The sequence below is a fragment of the Rhodococcus sp. PvP016 genome (assembly GCF_017832185.1).
GTDB lineage: Bacteria > Actinomycetota > Actinomycetes > Mycobacteriales > Mycobacteriaceae > Rhodococcoides.
In genome coordinates, this window is record NZ_JAFIBH010000001.1 from 1,823,479 (window position 1) to 1,841,663 (window position 18,185).

Sequence of the window (18,185 nt, forward strand, 5' to 3'; positions counted from 1 at the left end):
TACGAGCGTCCGACGCGGGAAGGTGGTGGTGGCGATACCAGTACCGACGCTGTCTTCCTGCCGCGGTACTCGACCGGCATCGTCGTCCCCATGCCTGCACTTCGATCGAGAACCGTCACGCACGGACGCAACATGGCGGGGGCCCGCGCGCTGCTGCGCGCAGCGGGAGTGAACGGCGATGATTTCGGTAAGCCGATCATCGCCGTCGCGAACAGCTTCACCGAATTCGTTCCCGGCCACACCCATCTGCAGCCCGTCGGCCGCATCGTCTCGGACGCGATCACCGCGGCCGGCGGTATTCCGCGCGAGTTCAACACCATCGCGGTCGACGACGGCATCGCGATGGGTCACGGCGGGATGCTCTACTCGCTGCCCTCCCGCGACCTCATCGCCGACTCCGTCGAGTACATGGTGAACGCACATTGCGCGGACGCTCTCGTGTGCATCTCGAACTGCGACAAGATCACCCCCGGGATGCTCATGGCCGCACTGCGATTGAACATTCCGGTGGTGTTCGTCTCGGGCGGTCCGATGGAGGGCGGTACGGCCGTGCTCGTCGACGGCACCGTGCGTACCCGACTCACCCTCGTGTCCGCCATGTCCGATGCCGCCGCCGGTGACGTCTCGGACGAGGACCTGGCGCGTGTGGAAGAGGCGGCGTGCCCTACGTGCGGAAGCTGCTCGGGCATGTTCACGGCAAACTCGATGAACTGCCTGACCGAGGCGCTGGGACTCGCGTTGCCGGGCAACGGAACCACGCTCGCCACGCACACGGCGCGTCGAGACCTCTACGAGGACGCCGGGCGCACCGTGGTCGATCTCTGCCGTCGGTGGTACGACCACGACGACGAGTCGGTTCTTCCTCGGCAGATCGCCTCACGCGCTGCGTTCGACAACGCCATGGCCCTCGACATCGCGATGGGTGGATCGACGAACACGATCCTGCATCTCCTGGCCGCCGCCCGCGAGGCCGAACTCGACTACAGCCTCGACGACATCGAGAAGCGTTCGCGGATGGTTCCGTGCCTCTGCAAGGTGGCACCCAACGGGCACTACCTCGTCGAGGACGTGCACCGCGCAGGGGGAGTGCCCGCGATTCTCGGTGAGCTCCGCCGGGGCGGGCATCTGCACGAACACGTACACACGGTGCACTCGGCGTCCCTCACCGACTGGCTCGACCGGTGGGACGTGCGGTCCAGGCGTGCCGACGAAGCCGCCATCGGCTTGTTCCACGCGGCACCGGGATGCGTGCGTTCCGCCACTGCCTTCTCGCAGTCCGAGCGCTGGGAGACGCTGGATCTCGACTCCGCCGGCGGATGCATCCGCGATGTGGAGCACGCGTACTCGGCCGACGGCGGCCTGGCGGTTCTGCGCGGCAACCTGTCCGCCGACGGGTGTGTGGTGAAGACGGCGGGCGTCGACGACTCCATCCTCACCTTCACCGGCCCGGCCGTGGTCGTGGAGTCGCAGGAGGACGCATGTGACACCATCCTGTCCGGACGGATCGTGGCCGGCGACGTGCTGGTCGTGCGGTACGAGGGTCCACGTGGTGGGCCCGGAATGCAGGAAATGCTCTATCCGACAGCGTTTCTCAAGGGTCGCGGACTCGGGGCATCGTGTGCGCTCATCACCGACGGCCGCTTCTCCGGCGGGACATCGGGTCTGTCGGTCGGGCACGTGTCTCCGGAGGCGGCCGCGGGTGGCGTGATCGCTCTGGTCGAGGACGGGGACAGCATCACCATCGACATCCCGCACCGCTCGATCACACTGGACGTCGCCGACAGCGTGCTCGCGCAACGGCGTTCTGCCCTCGGCAGCTTCCGGCCCCGCCACAGGCAGCGCGAGGTGAGCGTCGCACTCCGTGCGTACGCCGCGCTCGCACTGTCCGCGGACAAGGGTGCGGTGCGCGACGTCGATTCGCTTCGGTGAGTCCCGTGGTTCGTCACCGCTGCGTTGCGTCGACCGCCGTCGCCAAGCCGTCGACGAGAGTCGGGAGGAAGTAGGGAATCGTCAGCGCCGTCGGGCCGATGGCGGCCCCGGCCTCCTGGCCGACGAATCCGGCGACGGCACCTGCCGCCACAGCGGGGATCTGCCGCGACACGTCGGATGACAGGAACTCCCGGAGTGCTGCGTCCGTGTCCACCTGTGTGAAGACGACAGAGGCATCGATTCGGGAGATCTCCTCGGACGACACCGCGGTCGAGAACGTGGAATCACCGGTCGCCAGTTCGGTGACGGACGGATCGGACGTGAATCCCAGGTTCTCGAGCAACTCAACGCGTGGGTCCGAGGGAAGCAGGAGGTAGTAGACGTCCTGCGCCTCGGACACGTAGGCGATTGTCCGGTCTCGGAACTCGGGGTGTCGTGCGCCGGCATCGACGACCTGCTGGTCCAGTTGGGACACGAGTTGCGTTGCCTCGACGCTCTTTCCGAGAACCTCGCCGGTGACACCGATCGTGTCTCGCCACGCAGTCGACCAGAGCTCGGACTGAGGTGCGACCACGGGAATGCCGGCCGATGTGACCGCGTCGTACTCGCTCCGCGTGAGGCCGGAATGTGGTGCCAGCAGGACGTCGGGGTCGGCTGCGACAAGCTTCTCGACCGACAGGGGACCCAGGACGTCGTCCAGGAGAGCCGGTGCCTCACCGCCGTTCCGGGCGATCGACTCGGCGATCCACGGGTACGTCAGGTCGGCACCGCCGCCGTACGTGGTCGACGGCATGGCCACCGGCATCACCCCGAGAGCCAGTACGGCATCCGTGGCGCCGGCACCCCAGGTGGCCACGCGGGCGGGTGCCGTGTCGAGGACGGTCTCGCCGTACATGTGCCGCAGTGTCTTCGGGAACGACCCATCGGTGGTCGTCGTCGAACCGGGCTCGGCGGGGTCCGACGAGCTGCACCCGACGAGGTGCGCGGTCACCGCCACGGCGGCGATGAGAACTGTGATCGAGCGTCTCGTCCATCGGGGAACGCTGCCGGGAGTGCGCATCATGCCATGATGCTAAGGGTAGGCTGCCCTTATCACGCAATCCACGAGGTCAGATGCCGGTTCCCCGTAGCCCGAGTGAATCGACGATGGAAGGTGGTCGTCCTCTCTCTCGGCGCAGATCCCCACATCGCGCCCACTCGGTCGTGGTCCACGACTGATACCCGCATCGCGGGGACTCCACTCACCGTCCGACCTCCCGTCGACGCCCGACACCACCGCGGCGGAGGATCTGGCCTCAGCCACCGTCACCCTCCCGACGCGTCCTCTGTCGTCGTTCTCGGCGCGAACGGCCCTGACGGGCCGAAGACGATGTCCGCGAAGCGCTGTCCCATCACGGAGTGGGCGTCGGTGTCGGGGTGCAGATTGTCCGGAAGTGGGTGGCGCCGTTCGTCCTCCTCGCCGAAGAGCATCAGTCCGTCGAGGTGGTGGAGGTTCGGGTCGTCCGATCGACTCTCGACGATCTGAGCGAGCGCGTCACGGATCACGCGAAGTGTGAGGCGTCCGAGCGCGGTGTCGCCCTCCGTCCCCGTCGCGCGGAATCTCGCGGAGCCGGCGGCGAACGAGTCGGGATCGATCGCCCCGGGTCCCGGAGTGTTCTCGTGAATCGCGCAGTGGATCGGCGAGATCAGCAGCAGCGGTGTGGTCGGGTGCCCGTCGCGGACGGTGTCGAGGAACCCGTGAACGGCGGGAACGAACGAACGAAGGCGCATTGCATCGAGGTTGACGACGTTGATGCCCAGTTTCACGCTGATGACGTCCGCGGGGGAGTCCCGCACGACGCGAGCCATGAACGGATCGACGAAGGCGCTGCCCCCGAAACCCAGGTTGCGCAGCCGAACGCCGGCCCGACGGGCCGCGACGACAGGCCAGATGTGCGTGGGGCTCGCGGCGTTGGATCCCTGGCTGATCGAGCTGCCGTGGTGCAGCCACCTCGGTCCGCTCGTCGGCGCCGGGTGCAGAACGGCATCAGCGGACATCGAGACCAGATCCACCTGTTCGTTGTGGGGGAGCCAGATCTCGACCGTCTTCTCCCCGGCCGGCAGATCGGTGAGGGTGATGCGTTCCGTCGTCCCCGGGTGGACCGTGCTCGTCCCGGTGGTCGGATCGATCTCGACGGTGTCACCGCCCGAGAGCACGTGCGACCGGTGGACAGAGTCGTTCACCACCACGTCGACGGCGCCTCGGTCGCGCATCACACCCCGGTAGGTCGTGCGCGTGGTGTGGACCTCGAGAACCATCTCGACGGCGTTCGTGCGCGCGGCGATACGCACTCCGGACGGCTGCGCCTCCGTCATCGCGAGCTGCGGGTCCGCGTCGCGTTGCCGGACAGCACGGGGGAGCCGGTGTGGGCGTACTCCGCGATCGACCTGTTCGAGTTCGGCAGCACCAAGGACGATGTCGTCGGTGAGTGGTGCGGTGATCATGCTTTCCGAGGCTACCTAACGGTGGTCAGGGGTTACCGAACTGTGTTCAGGGGTTGCCGAACTGTGTTCAGGACGACCGCGGCGCTCTCGCTCACCGCGGCGTCCGCGTAGGGTGCCGAGGCGTCGTTCTTCCGTGTCAGCACAGTCAGGACGAGCGGGGGACGGCCGGGTGGTGTGACGACGGCGATGTCGTTCCGCACGCCCCCAGCGCCACCCGACTTGTCGGCCACCGTCCATCCGCTCGGCGCCCCAGCGCGAACGAGGGTATTGCCGGTGGCGTTTCCGCTCATCCACTCGATCAGAGTTGCTGTGTCGGCATCGCTCGATGAGCCGTCACCCCGCAGCGCGGCCAGAGTCGCCGTGAACGCGTCGGCGGTGGTGGTGTTTCCGGTGCTGTCGGAGTCGACCGTGTTGAGGCCCGGCTCCACGTCGACGATGTCCGTGACGTCGTCACCGAGTCGGGAGAGAGCCGCATCGAGTTCTGCGGGACCGCCGATCCGGTCGAACACGAGGTTGGTCGCCGTGTTGTCGCTCTCCCGCACGGCCGCTTCCGCCAACTCGGCCGCCGTGAGTCCGGTGTCCAGACGTGCCGTGGTCACCGGTGAGTACCCCGCGCGTTCGATGTCGGACGCGGTCCACCTCACGACGTCGTCCCGAGCGTCCTCAGAAGTTCGTCGCAGGAACTCCGCTGCCAGGAACACCTTCACTGTCGAGGCGAAACCGAAACGTTCGGCTCCGCGATAGCTGATCGTCTCGCCGGTCCCGGTGTCCAGGAGGCTGACACCCACCGTCACGCCGTAGCGCTGCTCGACAGCCTGCAGTCCGGTCGAGACGTCCTCGCGCTCTGCTCGACTCGACGTGGGAGCCGGCGAGACGGGCACACCGCCGGGATCACCGCCCGAGGGAGCGCAGGCGGTGAGGGCCAGGGCGAGGACAGCGAGCGCGGCGCACGGTCGGGCCGCCGTGTGCAGGAGTACTCGCCTCGTCACGCGAGAGCGAGGAACAGCTTTTCCAGTTCCGCTTCGGTCATGGGTTCCTTGTTGTCGGCGGTGGCACCGGTCATGCATTCGCGCAGTCCCGTGGCGACGATCTTGAACCCTGCCTTGTCGAGTGCGCGGGAGACGGCGGCGAGTTGGGTGACGACGTCCTTGCAGTCGCGGCCGTTCTCGATCATCGAGATGACCCCGGTGAGTTGACCGTTGGCGCGTCGGAGCCGGTTGAGTACCAGTGCGATGCTGTCGTCGTCGTCGATCATGATGGTGCCCCTGTTCAGTGGTGTAGATGCTGGATCCCATAGTACCCCTGGGGGCATATGAGAGATTGTTGTGTCGAGTGCAACGCGGGACGGGTGGTCAGCGTTCGGTGTCCAGCCCCAGTTTCTCGACGCTGTCGTAGTCGTCGTCGACGAGGACGACGGTCCTGTCGGCGCGGTCGAGGATCGACGCGGCGATCGATGCCCGGTATCCGGAGGCGCAGTGGACCCAGATCTCACCTGTGGGTACTTCGTGGTGTCGTTCGGCGAGTTCGGGGAGGGGGATGTTGACGGCACCGGGGATGTGGCCGGCGTCGTATTCTTCGGGTTGGCGGGTGTCGAGGACGACACGGTCATTGTCGTTGTTGCCGAGCGCTTCTCGCAGTCCGGCGAAGTCGGATGTTCCGTAGCTGCGGACGGGGTGCTCTCCGGTGAGGTCGGTGATGTCGCCGACTGCGGAGCCGGAGGGTGAGTCGATGCCGATACGTGCGAGTTCTCGGGTCGCGGTGAGGATGTCGTCGGCGGTGTCGCCTATGAGGGTGAGGGGTGCGCCCCACTGGTAGAGCCATCCGAGGTAGGTCACGAAGCTGGAGGACAGCTCGAATCCGAGGCTGCCGTCGAGGTGACCGGCGGCGAAGGCGGTGCGCGAGCGCAGGTCGACGACCCATTCGCGGGCCTCGATGCGCCGCCGCAGCTCCGCCGGGTCCACCGGTGTCGGCATGGACAGGTCGACAGGGGCGGGGCCGGCGGTGTTGATGACGCCCATGTGGGCGTAGTACGCGGGGTAGGCGGCGAGGCCGTCGATGAGGGTGTCGACGTAGGTCTGCTCGTCCTGGGTCAGCGCGGGGTTGGCGCTGCGTTGTTCGCCGATGGTGGAGGAATCGCCGCTGGTGGGGGTGGCGGAGCAGAAGCTGCCGAATCCGTGTGTGGGGTAGACCTCGGTGTCGGCGGGGAGCTCGTCGACCAGTCGGCGCACCGAATGGAACTGAGCGTGGGTGAGGTCGTGGGTGTGCTCGGATCCGAGCAGATCGGTGCGACCGGTGGACCCGTAGAGCATGGAGCCGCCCGTGAACACGGCGACCGGGGTGCCTTTCGTGCCCCGCAGGACATAGCTGACGTGATGATGCGTGTGCCCCGGTGTGTGCATCACCTGCATGAACAGCGGGTCCGCGTCGACGACATCGCCGTCGACGACGGCGCGCCGTTCGAAGCCGACCGGGTCACCGTCCGGCACGACGTACTGCGCACCGGTCGCGCGGGCGAGTTCGAGCCCGCCGGTGACGTAGTCGTTGTGGATGTGCGTCTCGAACACGTGGGTGATGCGAGCGTTCTTCTCCCGAGCGAGGCTCTCGATGCGGTCGATGTCGCGCTGGGGGTCGACGACCAGGGCGATGCCGTTGTGGCTGATCAGGTAGCTGCGATCGCCGAGGCTCGAGGTCTCGATGATGGCGATGTCGGGGGTGTCGGTGGTGCTCATGGGTGCTCCTTGTCGTTCGGGTCGTCAGGTGACGATGGTGTGTGCGGCGTCGATGAGGACGTAACCTGCGACGGCGAGCACCAGGTAGGCGAACCAGTTCTTCAGGCGGTCGGCGTTCACCCGGTCGGCCCAGCGGCCGGCGACGAGTGACCCTGCGATCGCCGCCCCGGCGAACGTCGCGGTGAGGGCCCAGTTGCCGCCGAGCCCGTCGGTGTGGGATGCCAGTCCTGCTGCCGAGTTGGCCACGATCACCACCAGCGACGTCCCTACGGCGACGGTCATCTCGATGCCGAGCAGCAGCACCAGCGCCGGGATGATGAGGAAACCCCCGCCGACACCGAACAGGCCCGTCAGCACACCGACGGCGAAGCCGGTGGGGATCGACCGTGGGGCGCAGCGTCGCCAGTCGATCCCCGAGGTGCCTGTTCGGCAGGCGGTGCCGAGAGAGGCGTCGCCGCGGAGCATGCGTACTGCGGCCGCGATCATGACCAGCCCGAACCCGACCAGCACGACCGACTCGGGCAGGTGTCGGCCGGCGCCGCTCCCGAGGAAGGTCCCCACGATGCCGGTGCCGGCGAAGATCGCCGCGAGTCGCCACTCGATCAGCCGTGCCAGGATCTTCGGGACGGCCCCGGTCAGGGACGCCGATCCGACGACGAGCAGCGACACCGGGATCGCCTCGGCCAGCGGGAGATGCAGGGCGTAGACGAGAACGGGTACGGCCAGGATGGACCCTCCGCCGCCGAGCAGTCCCAACAGGACCCCGATGACGGCGCCGAGGACCAGCCCCAGTGTCAGCGTCATCGGTTCCGGGTGTCCCCGTCGCCGCCGAGGGCGGTGATCGCAGCGCGGAGCTTGGTCGCGGCGTCGCGCGCGACGTCGCCGAGCGCCGGCTCACCGGTCGCCTCGACCATGATGTCGGGGTTCATGGCGTCGACGATGATCACGTCCGCGTTGTCCGGGTCCTCGCGGACGACGACGTTGCAGGGAAGCAGCAGGCCGATCTGGCGCATGACGCCGACGGCGCGGTGGGCCAGCGGCGGGTTGCACGCGCCGAGAATCAGGTAGCGCTCCATCTCCTCACCGAGTTTGGCCTTGAGGGTGGCCTGCATGTCGATCTCGGTGAGCACACCGAAACCCTGCTCCGCCAGAGCGTCTCGGGTGCGCTGGACGGCGGTGTCGAAGTCGGTGCCGGTCAGGGTGGTGGTCAGAGCGATATTCATGGGGAATCCTTCGTGGGGTCAGTGGGAGAAGCTGATGGACGGGAGAGCCTTGCGGAGCCAGACGGGTGACCACCAGGCGGCGGAGCCTGTCAGGCGCAGCAGGACGGGCAGCAGGATCAACCGAATCAGGACGGCGTCGAGAAGCACGGCGACGCCGAGGATGATGCCCATCTCCTTCGGCGGGAGCGGGTCGGCGAGGGCGAAGGTGAAGAACACCGCCACCATCACCGCGGCCGCGGCAAAGATGACCCGACCCGAGTGGGCGAGACCGTCGATCATCGCCGTCGTCGCGTCGCCGGTGCGCTCGTAGTGCTCCTTGGCGGTGGCGAGGAGGAACACGGTGTAGTCCATGGCGATGGCGAAAGATCATCGCGAAGAAGAACACCGGTCCCCACCCGTTCAGGAAGCCCTGCGGGGTGAATCCGAGCAGCGAGGCGCCGTGTCCGTCCTGGAAGATCAGCTTCGCGACGCCGAACGCGGCGGCGGTGGAGAGCAGGCTGACCGCGGTGCCCAGGAACGCGATCAAGGGTGCTTGCAGTGCGACGAGGAGCAGCACGAATCCGAGGATCAGGATGATCGTGACGACGAGCGGCAGGTAGTCGTTCAGGGCTTGCTGCAGGTCGAGGTTCTCCGCGGGGGCGCCGCCGACCAGTGCCGACTCCGGGAGCTGGCCGCGGAGGTCGTCAAGAATGGTGCCCATCGACTCGTCGGACGGGTCGACAGCCGGAATCGCCTGCAGTAGTGCATAGCCGGAGCCGTCAGCGGCGGGTTGCGGCGGGGTGACCATCGCGATGCCGGGCACCTCCGAAGCGGCAGAGGCCGTGTCGGCGGCGTCGGTGTCGGGGACGACGATCTGCAGTGCGCCGGGGGCGCCGTCACCGAACTGCTGCTGGACGAGGGCGTAGCCCTGCCGCACCGGTGCGTCCTCGGGGACCACGGAGATCGACGGCATCGCGACCTTCAGGCCGAGAACAGGAAGTGCGAGTGCGACGAGGACGCCGATCGAGGCGAGCGCGAACGGCCACGGGTGCTTGTGCAGGAGAGCGCCCCACGCGGCGAACATCGGCGAGCGGTGCTGCTGACGCTTCGCGTAGGGGAGGGACGCGGCGTTGACCTTCGATCCGAGTGCGCCGAGGGCGGCGGGGAGCAGGGTGAGGGTGGCGAGCAGGACGAAGGTGACGGCGAGCATGATGCCGACGGCCATGGTCCGCACTGCGGGGGCGGGGACGATCAGCACGGCGGACAGGCTGACGAGGACGGTGAGCCCGGACAGGACCACGGCTTTGCCGGCGGTGTCCATGGTCTCGGCGACGGCCGCGCGCGGGTCGCGGGAGCGCAGGGCGTCGCGGAAGCGGGCGACGAGGAACAGCGCGTAGTCGATGCCGAGTGCGAGGGCGAACATCATGGCGAAGTTCATGGCCCACACCGAGATCGGGGTGATCTCGTTGAGCAGGACCAGCCCGCCGGCGGAGGCGACGAGACCGGCGATGGTCAAGAGCAGAGGGAGTCCGGCGGCGACGAGCGAGCCGAACGCGAGAACCATGATGGCGAGGGTGACGGGCCAGGAGATGAGTTCTGCCTGGATCATCGCGTCGTGGTTGGCCTTGTTGAAGTCCGACCACAGCGCCGACGCACCGGTGGGGTAGACCTCGACGCCGTCGCCGGAGAGTGCAGTGAGCTGGTCCTTGACGTCGTCGACGGCGGTGACCATCTCGTCGGTGGTGCCGTCGGCGCCGGCGATGAGGATGCCGGTGCGCCCGTCGGGGCTGATGGTCATCCCCGGCTGCGGGGGCACGATCTCGCCGAAACGCGGGTCCGCGTTCAGGATGTCGGTCGCGCCGGTGAGCGCGGTGGTCGCTTCCGGGTCCGTCAGCGCACCGGAGTCGCTGTGGACGACGACCTGCACCGCGGCGGAGGAGTTGCCGCCGAAGTGTTCCTCGGCGAGCTCGCGGACCTGGACCGATTCCGATCCGTTCGCCTGCCACCCGGCGCCGGCGAGGGACGAGAACACCGACGGCGCTGCGGATCCGAGGACTATCAGCAGGATCAACCAGGTGCCGAAGACCCAGCGGCGGCGGGTGACCATGGCCGCGCCCCACCGGCCGAGGCGGCCGGGGGCGCTGTCGTGGTGGTCGCCGGGCCGGGATTCGGCGACGGTGTCGGACTGGGACACGGTGGACTCCTATACGGGTGGGGGTATCTGAACGGCCTGGAGCGGCCGCCGTCGAGAACTGAGTGGAGGTGGGCTCAGCGGCGGAACAGCGAACGCAGGCCGCCGGATGGGGGCGGTGCGGACCGGCGGTCACACGTGCAGCGTTGCGACTGCGGGACCGAGGTCATCACGCTGTCGACATGTCGGCCGCAGCCCGACCACGTGGTCTTGCCGCACTGGGGGCACTCGGCGGGACGGCACACGGGGTGCTCCTTCTGGGTTCGATCGCCTGGACGACACCCACCGTGCCATATACGAGGGGGGGTATGCAAGTACCCCAGGGGGTATGCGGTGTGCGAGTTGTGGTGAGTCGAAGGAACAACCGCTGGAAGTACCCCTAGGGGTACTCGTCGGTACGCTGGAGCCTGTGTCTCACAGTGCTCGGCGGCGACGTTCGCCGACCCTCGCTGTGCCGATGCTCTTCTGGGCCGTCTCGATCGCACTGGGCGTGGTGCTGATGCACATGGTGGTGCCCGTCCAGACCGCCGCGGCCCATGAAGCGATGCTTGACCACCACGCGTCGATGGACGCGGAGGCCCACGCTGCCGCCGCCACGCACACCGCGGAGTCCGGTCCGGCGGCCGAGCAACTGCCGTGTCCCGGCGGTCACGACATGATGCATCCGTGCATCGGGACGGTCGCCTCGTTTCCCCCGATGTCGGTCCCGGTCGGGGTCGTCGAGTACCTGTCGGCGCTCGATGCCGCATCCGACCGTGTCGTCACGATCGTCGCCCGAGCAGGTCGAGCTCCACCATGGGCGCTGTCCTCGCTGGACGACTCGGTACTTCTGCGGGTGTGACGGGAAGCCCGGGGCAGCGATGCTCCGGCGGATCGCACGTCGATTCAGACCCCTTTCCCGTTCGACACGCCTCAGGAGTACGCCCATGCATGTCACGACCACGACAGTCACCACTCTCGCCGCTGCCGCGATCGGAGTCGCCCTCGTCGCCGGTTGTGGCGACGGCGGGTCGTCCGCGTCGATGGAGGGCCACTCGATGGGTTCCTCGTCCATGGAGTCAGCGCCGTCTCAGGATGCCGATCCCGCTGCGGACTTCGCCGACGCCGACGTCGCGTTCGCATCGATGATGTACCCGCACCATGCTCAGGCTGTCGAGATGGCCTCCATGGTCGACGGGCGTTCCACGAATCCGGACGTGGTCACGCTCGCCGGTGAGATCGCGGATGCCCAGCAGCCCGAGATGGACCAGTTGGCCTCCTGGCTGGCGGAGTGGGGTCAGCCGTCACCGTCGGCAGCGTCCGAGAGCATGGACGGCACGGACCACGGGTCGGGGAGCGGAATGATGACTTCGCAGGACATGGCCTCGCTGACGACCTTGTCCGGCGACGAGTTCGACCAGCGGTGGCTGACGATGATGATCGACCATCATCGGGGTGCGGTCACCATGGCGGAGACGGAGATCGAGGAGGGCTCTCACGTCGACGCAGTCGCGATGGCCCGCACGATCGTCGAGACGCAGAACGCCGAGATCGCCAGGATGGAACGACTTCTCGGCTGATCCACGGCCGACGGCCCGCCACTCCGACGGGAGTGGCGGGCCGTCAGGTGCTGCCCGTGTCAGTTCTGGAGGCGCGCCGCGAGGTCGTCGACGCGAGCGGCGATGTCGTCGCGCACCAGACGCATCCGCTCGATGCCCTCGATGCCTCGCGCCGACGGCTCGTCGGTGTCCCAGTTCAGGTAGGTCGGTCCCTCGACCGGGTCGATCGTCGCCTCGGTGCCGAGGGTGACGACGTAGTTCATCCGCGACAGAAGCTCCGGGTCGATCGGCTTGGGGTGTTCCCCGGACAGGTCCACCCCGATCTCGAGCAGCGTCTGCGCCGACAGGGCGTTGACGGAGCTGCCGGGGGCGGTGCCGGCGGAGTGCACCTCCACATCGTCACCGGCGGCCTTGCGCATCAGGCCTGCTGCCATCTGCGACTTCCCGCCGTTCTTCACACACACGAACAGCACGCTCGGCTTGTCGGACATCAGGATTCCTTCCTGGTCGTGGTGGGCGAGAACCGTCTGCGCAGCGCCAGTGAGACGTAGACCAGGCCCACCAGGACGGGGACCTCGATCAACGGTCCGACGACGCCGGCGAGGGCTTGGCCGGAGGTGGCGCCGTAGGTGGCGATCGCGACGGCGATGGCGAGCTCGAAGTTGTTGCCCGCCGCGGTGAATGCCAGGGTGGTGGTGCGTTCGTAGCCCAGTCCCATGGCGGCGCCGAGGGCGTATCCGCCGCCCCACATCACCGCGAAGTACACCAGCAGCGGCAGCGCGATGCGGACGACGTCGAGGGGTTGGGAGGTGATGCGGTCGCCCTGCAGTGCGAAGAGGACGACGATGGTGAACAGCAGTCCGTAGAGCGCCCACGGCCCGATCTTCGGGATGAACGAGGTCTCGTACCACTCGCGGCCCCTGGCGCGTTCTCCGAAGTACCGCGAGGCGAATCCGGCGATCAACGGGATGCCCAGGAAGATCAGGACGGACTTCGCGATCTGCCACGGTGATGCCTCGATGGTGGTCTGCTCGAGGCCGAGCCAGCCGGGGAGCACGGAGAGGTAGAACCAGCCGAGGACGGCGAACATGATCACCTGGAAGACCGAGTTGATGGCCACGAGGACGGCTGCGGCTTCGCGGTCGCCGCAGGCGAGGTCGTTCCAGATGATGACCATGGCGATGCAGCGGGCGAGCCCGACGATGATCAGTCCGGTGCGGTATTCGGGTAGGTCGGGGAGGAACAGCCAGGCGAGGGCGAACATCAGCGCGGGGCCCAGGATCCAGTTCAGGGCGAGGGAACCCAGTAGGAGTCGCTTGTCGCCGGTGACGGTGTCGAGCCGGTCGTAGCGGACCTTGGCCAGCACCGGGTACATCATGATCAGCAGGCCGATCGCGATGGGGAGGGAGACGCCGTCGACGGAGATGGACGACAGCGCGTCGTTCATCCCGGGGATCATGCGTCCGAGCAGCAGCCCGACGACCATCGCGACGCCGATCCACACCGGGAGGAAGCGGTCGAGGGTGGAGAGCTTGCCGACGACGGCGGGGTGGTCGGTGGTGTTCGCCGCGGTGCTCACGCGCTCACCAACGCAGCGCCGGAGACGTTCGCGTCTGCGGCGGTCGGATCCGTTGCGGCGAGAACCGACGACAACTGCTGCAGCGCAGCGGGAATCACCCAATAGTAGACCCAGGTTCCGCGGCGCTCGCAGTCGAGGAGGCCGGCTTCGCGGAGGACCTTGAGGTGGTGGGAGATCGTCGGCTGCGACAGGTCGAAGGACCCGGAGATGTCGCAGACGCACGCCTCGCCGCTCTCGTGACTGGCCACCAGGCTCAGCAGGCGCAGACGGACCGGATCGCCGAGTGCCTTGAACATCCGAGCCAGATCACCGGCCCAATCGGTGGTCAGAGGTTCGCGAACCAGCGGGGAGCAGCACTCGCTGTCCGATGCCGCGATGGGCACGGTGTGTTTCGACATGCGTCTATATTGACGGTCGGCGAATCAGGGGTCAAGCAACCGGTGTGGGAACTGTGCGCAAGTGTGGCGTCGATCACGCCCTCGGCTGTGCGCTTGCCATCATCTCTACCCGTACGTAAGGGTAGAGATCAGGTCCCGCCGCACCGGCCTACGCCGCTGACTCGGGCCCTGAGACTTCCCGGATCCGATGTCGATCCACCCCACCCGGGCGCAGCGATGCGCCACCCCGCCGCCGGTGACCGCAGCGAGCACATCGCCGCGATCGTCTCGCGCAGCACGAACGGAGAACAACCGTGTCAGCAGCACCAGAGAGCGCGACGTCGATGCCGCACGAGGTGTCCGAGTCCGACCACACCGTGATGAATGCTCTGAGATCACCACGCCGACTGAAAACGGAAGTGCTGGCCGGCCTCGTCGTCGCGCTCGCGCTCATCCCGGAGGCGATCGCGTTCTCCATCATCGCCGGCGTCGATCCTCGAATCGGTTTGTTCGCCTCCTTCACCATGGCGGTGGCGATCGCATTTCTCGGCGGCCGCCCGGCGATGATCTCCGCTGCGACCGGGGCGATCGCCCTGGTCATCGCCCCGGTGGCACGGGAGTACGGGCTGGATTACTTCATCGCCACCGTCATCCTCGCCGGCATCCTGCAGGTGCTCTTCGGAGTGCTGGGAGTCGCGAAGTTGATGCGCTTCATTCCCCGCAGCGTCATGGTCGGCTTCGTCAACGCCCTGGCGATCTTGATCTTCACTTCGCAGTTCCCGGTGCTCATCGGGGTGCCGTGGCTGGTCTACCCGCTCGTCGCGGTAGGGCTGCTCATCATGGTGGTGCTCCCGCGCATCACCTCGGTGGTGCCCGCACCGCTGGTGGCGATCGTGCTGCTCACCGGTGCGGTGGTGGTGTTCGCGTGGAACGTGCCGAACGTCGGCGGTGAGGGTGAGCTCCCGTCCAGCCTGCCCGCCCTGTTCTTCCCCGATGTCCCACTCACGCTCGAGACGCTGGCGGTCATCGCCCCCTACGCCATCGCCATGGCCATCGTCGGTCTGCTCGAGTCGTTGCTGACGGCGAAGCTGGTCGACGACGTCACCGACACCCACTCGAACAAGACACGGGAGAGCTGGGGGCAGGGCGCGGCGAACGTCATCACCGGCTTCTTCGGCGGCATGGGCGGCTGCGCGATGGTCGGCCAGACGATGATCAACGTCAAGGCCTCCGGTGCCCGCACCCGCATCTCCACGTTCCTGGCCGGGATCTTCCTGCTGCTGCTCGTCGTCGGCCTCGGCGACATCGTCGCCCTGATCCCGATGGCCGCGCTCGCTGCGGTGATGATCATGGTCGCCATCGGCACCCTCGACTGGCACAGCATCCACCCCGCCACCCTGCGCCGCATGCCCGGGAGCGAGACCGCCGTCATGCTCGCCACGGTCGTGGTCACCGTCGCCACCCACAACCTCGCCTACGGCGTCGTCGTCGGCGTGCTCACCGCGATGGTCCTCTTCGCGCGCCGCGTCGCGCATCTCACCGAGGTGGTCGACGTGGCGCATCCGGACGAGAACACCCGGGTCTACCGGGTCAGCGGTGAACTGTTCTTCGCCTCCAGCAACGACCTGGTCTACCAGTTCGACTACCTCGACGACCCGCAGAACGTGATCATCGACCTCAGCGGAGCTCACGTCTGGGACGCCTCCACCGTCGCGGCGTTGGACGCCATCACCCAGAAGTACGCCTCGAAGGGCAAGCAGGCGAACATCATCGGACTCGACGGGGCGTCCGCCGAACGCCACGGACGACTGACCGGAACGCTCGCCGCCGGCCACTGATGACCAGCACAGCACCAGCGCCATCGACGGCGCCGTCCGCATGGCGCTGAGTATTGCCGCCGACATCGCCGCCGACATCGCCGTTAGCTACGTACCGGTGGTCGTGGGTCTCGCGCTCGTCCCTCGCCTGGTCGGGGTGCTCGCATGTCTCACACCGACTCCGCGACTCCCCTCGGGTCGGCCGGTCTCGGGCATATCCACCTCGATTTGAGTCGACGGTGGCCGGTTCGCACACTCCTGTCCGGTGAGAGTAGCTTTCATCGGGCGGAGAGCCTGCCCGGTCCGCGTGGGCCCGCGTCAGCCGAACGGCCGGCCTCCCGCCATTCCGCACCACGAGAGAGGCTCGTCATGTCCCACGCCGGCTCGACCGTCGCCCCACCCGAGGACACCTCGGTGCTGGCCGCGCTGCGTTCACCTCGTCGACTGAAGACCGAGGTGCTGGCGGGCCTGGTCGTCGCGCTGGCGCTGATCCCGGAGGCGATCTCGTTCTCCATCATCGCCGGTGTCGATCCCCGCGTCGGACTGTTCGCGTCCTTCACGATGGCGGTCACCATCTCGATCGTCGGCGGTCGTCCTGCCATGATCTCCGCCGCCACCGGAGCGATCGCCCTCGTCGTCGCGCCACTGTCACGCGAGTACGGCCTCGACTACCTCATCGCTGCCGTGATCCTCGGTGGCGTCCTGCAGATCGTGCTCAGCGTCGTCGGTGTGGCGAAGCTGATGCGCTTCATTCCGCACAGCGTGATGGTCGGGTTCGTCAACGCGCTCGCGATCCTCATCTTCACGTCACAGTTGCCGTACCTCATCGGCGTGCCCGCTCTGGTGTATCCCCTCGTGGCAGTGGGTCTCGTGGTCATGGTGTTCCTTCCCAAGCTGACGACCGTCGTGCCCGCACCGTTGATCGCCATCGTGATGCTCACCGCCGCCACTCTCGTGTTCGCGCTGCAGGTTCCCGATGTCGGAGACGAGGGTGAGCTGCCGTCGTCGCTTCCGACACTGCTGCTCCCGAACGTGCCGTTCACCCTCGACACCCTGTCGATCATTGCGCCGTTCTCGCTCGCCATCGCCCTGGTGGGGCTCCTGGAATCACTGATGACCGCGAAGCTGGTGGACGACATCACCGATTCGCGCTCGAACAAGACCCGCGAGGGTTGGGGCCAGGGTGTCGCCAACCTCGTCACGGGCTTCACCGGCGGCATGGGCGGCTGCGCGATGATCGGCCAGACCATGATCAACGTGAAGGTCTCCGGCGCCCGCACCAGGATCTCGACCTTCCTCGCCGGCACGTTCCTGCTGATCCTCGTGGTGGGACTGGGCGACATCGTGGCACTCATCCCGATGGCCGCGCTGGTCGCGGTCATGATCATGGTCTCGGTGGGCACGTTCGACTGGCACAGCATCCGTCCGTCGACCCTGCGGCGCATGCCCAAGAGCGAGACGCTGGTCATGATCGCCACGGTGGCCGTGACCGTCGCGACCCACAATCTGGCCTACGGCGTCGTCGTCGGTGTCGTCACCGCGATGGTGCTCTTCGCGCGGCGGGTCGCGCATCTCACCGAGGTGGTCGACGTGGCGCATCCGGACGAGAACACGCGTGTCTACAAGGTCTTGGGAGAATTGTTCTTCGCCTCCAGCAACGATCTGATCCATCAGTTCGACTACATCGGGGACCCCGAGAACATCGTCATCGACATGTCGGAATCGCACATCTGGGACGCCTCCACCGTCGCGGCGCTCGACGCCGTCACCACGAAGTACGCGGCGAAGGGCAAGACGGTGGAGATCGTGGGCCTGAACGCGTCGTCCGAGGAACGACGGGACCGGCTCAGCGGAAACCTCGGCGCAGGACACTGATCGGGCCCGGTCTCCGGGTCGGAACTAGAGTCGACGCACACGCAACGCACGACGAAGGAGCGGGACAGTGGCCGGGACCATGCAGATCGGTGAGGTCGCCGAACGCACGTCATTGTCCATTCGCACACTGCGCCACTACGACTCGGTGGGTCTCGTCGTCCCGTCGGCTCGATCGGCCGGCGGATTCCGGCTCTACACCGAGGCCGACGTCGAGCGATTGCTGGTGATCCGGCGGATGAAGCCCTTGGAGTTCACGCTGGCCGAGATGGGCGAGTTGCTCGAGGCGCTCGACGTCCTCGGGAATGACGATGCCGACGACGAGGACCGCGCTGCCGCAACACAGTTCGTCGATAAGTGTCACGACAAGGCGCTGGACCGATGCGAGACGTTGCGACGCCATCTGGCCTACGGCGAGGAGTTCGCCGCGCTGCTGGCGGCCCGCAGGCCGGTCACCGAACTCTGAG

General features: G+C 67.5%; 16 protein-coding genes and 1 pseudogene. 6 read left to right on the forward strand and 11 right to left on the reverse strand.

Annotation, left to right across the window (positions count from 1 at the left end; translation table 11 throughout):
- Positions 1–90 precede the first annotated feature (90 nt).
- Positions 91–1,929, forward strand: a complete 1,839-nt coding sequence (ilvD, locus tag JOE30_RS08420; RefSeq protein WP_204866045.1) for a dihydroxy-acid dehydratase — start codon at positions 91–93, stop codon at positions 1,927–1,929.
- A 13-nt stretch (positions 1,930–1,942) separates the two neighbouring features.
- On the opposite strand, the gene JOE30_RS08425 is transcribed toward ilvD, so the two are convergent.
- The 8 genes and pseudogenes from JOE30_RS08425 to JOE30_RS08460 form a co-directional block, all read right to left on the reverse strand.
- Positions 1,943–2,992, reverse strand: a complete 1,050-nt coding sequence (locus JOE30_RS08425; RefSeq protein WP_239532322.1) for an ABC transporter substrate-binding protein — start codon at positions 2,990–2,992, stop codon at positions 1,943–1,945.
- Between the two features lie 242 nt (positions 2,993–3,234).
- Positions 3,235–4,413: an SGNH/GDSL hydrolase family protein gene (locus JOE30_RS08430; RefSeq protein WP_204866046.1), complete on the reverse strand. Its 1,179-nt coding sequence runs from the start codon at positions 4,411–4,413 to the stop codon at positions 3,235–3,237.
- Between the two features lie 32 nt (positions 4,414–4,445).
- Complete coding sequence (bla, locus tag JOE30_RS08435) at positions 4,446–5,402, reverse strand: class A beta-lactamase (protein WP_204866047.1); 957 nt, start codon at positions 5,400–5,402, stop codon at positions 4,446–4,448.
- The gene (locus JOE30_RS08440; protein WP_204866048.1) at positions 5,399–5,668 is read right to left on the reverse strand and encodes a metal-sensitive transcriptional regulator; all 270 of its coding nucleotides are present in this window, start codon (positions 5,666–5,668) and stop codon (positions 5,399–5,401) included. The genes bla and JOE30_RS08440 overlap by 4 nt, the downstream gene beginning before the upstream one ends.
- A gap of 97 nt (positions 5,669–5,765) precedes the next feature.
- Positions 5,766–7,142 (reverse strand): rhodanese-like domain-containing protein, encoded by a 1,377-nt coding sequence (locus tag JOE30_RS08445; protein WP_204866049.1) that lies wholly within the window; start codon positions 7,140–7,142, stop codon positions 5,766–5,768.
- Positions 7,143–7,166: 24 nt separating this feature from the next.
- Positions 7,167–7,946 (reverse strand): sulfite exporter TauE/SafE family protein, encoded by a 780-nt coding sequence (locus JOE30_RS08450; protein WP_204866050.1) that lies wholly within the window; start codon positions 7,944–7,946, stop codon positions 7,167–7,169.
- Positions 7,943–8,365 carry a DUF302 domain-containing protein gene (locus JOE30_RS08455; protein ID WP_204866051.1) on the reverse strand — a complete coding sequence of 141 codons (423 nt, stop codon included), beginning with the start codon at positions 8,363–8,365 and terminating at the stop codon, positions 7,943–7,945. Before JOE30_RS08455 ends, JOE30_RS08450 begins: the two co-directional genes overlap by 4 nt.
- Positions 8,366–8,383: 18 nt before the next feature.
- A pseudogene (locus tag JOE30_RS08460) lies at positions 8,384–10,451 on the reverse strand (MMPL family transporter).
- Between the two features lie 493 nt (positions 10,452–10,944).
- Between JOE30_RS08460 and JOE30_RS08465 the strand changes: the two are divergent.
- Positions 10,945–11,376 carry a DUF6153 family protein gene (locus tag JOE30_RS08465; RefSeq protein WP_204866053.1) on the forward strand — a complete coding sequence of 144 codons (432 nt, stop codon included), beginning with the start codon at positions 10,945–10,947 and terminating at the stop codon, positions 11,374–11,376.
- A gap of 85 nt (positions 11,377–11,461) precedes the next feature.
- Positions 11,462–12,094: a DUF305 domain-containing protein gene (locus JOE30_RS08470; RefSeq protein WP_204866055.1), complete on the forward strand. Its 633-nt coding sequence runs from the start codon at positions 11,462–11,464 to the stop codon at positions 12,092–12,094.
- A gap of 59 nt (positions 12,095–12,153) precedes the next feature.
- Here the strand turns inward: JOE30_RS08470 and JOE30_RS08475 are convergent, their stop codons facing one another.
- From JOE30_RS08475 to JOE30_RS08485, 3 genes are read right to left on the reverse strand one after another with little or no spacing between them, the layout of a single operon-like run.
- Entirely contained in the window at positions 12,154–12,564 is a 411-nt protein-coding gene (locus JOE30_RS08475) for a low molecular weight phosphatase family protein (protein WP_204866057.1), read from the reverse strand.
- Positions 12,564–13,652 (reverse strand): ACR3 family arsenite efflux transporter, encoded by a 1,089-nt coding sequence (gene arsB, locus JOE30_RS08480; RefSeq protein ID WP_204866058.1) that lies wholly within the window; start codon positions 13,650–13,652, stop codon positions 12,564–12,566. Before arsB ends, JOE30_RS08475 begins: the two co-directional genes overlap by 1 nt.
- Positions 13,649–14,050, reverse strand: a complete 402-nt coding sequence (locus tag JOE30_RS08485; RefSeq protein ID WP_204866059.1) for a helix-turn-helix transcriptional regulator — start codon at positions 14,048–14,050, stop codon at positions 13,649–13,651. Before JOE30_RS08485 ends, arsB begins: the two co-directional genes overlap by 4 nt.
- Positions 14,051–14,373: 323 nt before the next feature.
- Between JOE30_RS08485 and JOE30_RS08490 the strand changes: the two genes are divergently transcribed.
- The 3 genes from JOE30_RS08490 to JOE30_RS08500 all read left to right on the forward strand — a co-directional run bounded on the left by JOE30_RS08490 (position 14,374) and on the right by JOE30_RS08500 (position 18,184).
- Positions 14,374–15,867 carry a SulP family inorganic anion transporter gene (locus JOE30_RS08490; protein ID WP_204870167.1) on the forward strand — a complete coding sequence of 498 codons (1,494 nt, stop codon included), beginning with the start codon at positions 14,374–14,376 and terminating at the stop codon, positions 15,865–15,867.
- A 348-nt stretch (positions 15,868–16,215) separates the two neighbouring features.
- On the forward strand, positions 16,216–17,721 hold the full coding sequence (locus JOE30_RS08495; protein WP_204866060.1) for a SulP family inorganic anion transporter: 1,506 nt from the start codon (positions 16,216–16,218) through the stop codon (positions 17,719–17,721).
- 79 nt (positions 17,722–17,800) lie between these two features.
- A complete protein-coding gene (locus JOE30_RS08500) occupies positions 17,801–18,184 on the forward strand; it encodes a MerR family transcriptional regulator (protein ID WP_204870168.1) in 384 nt (127 codons plus the stop codon).
- Position 18,185: the final 1 nt, after the last annotated feature.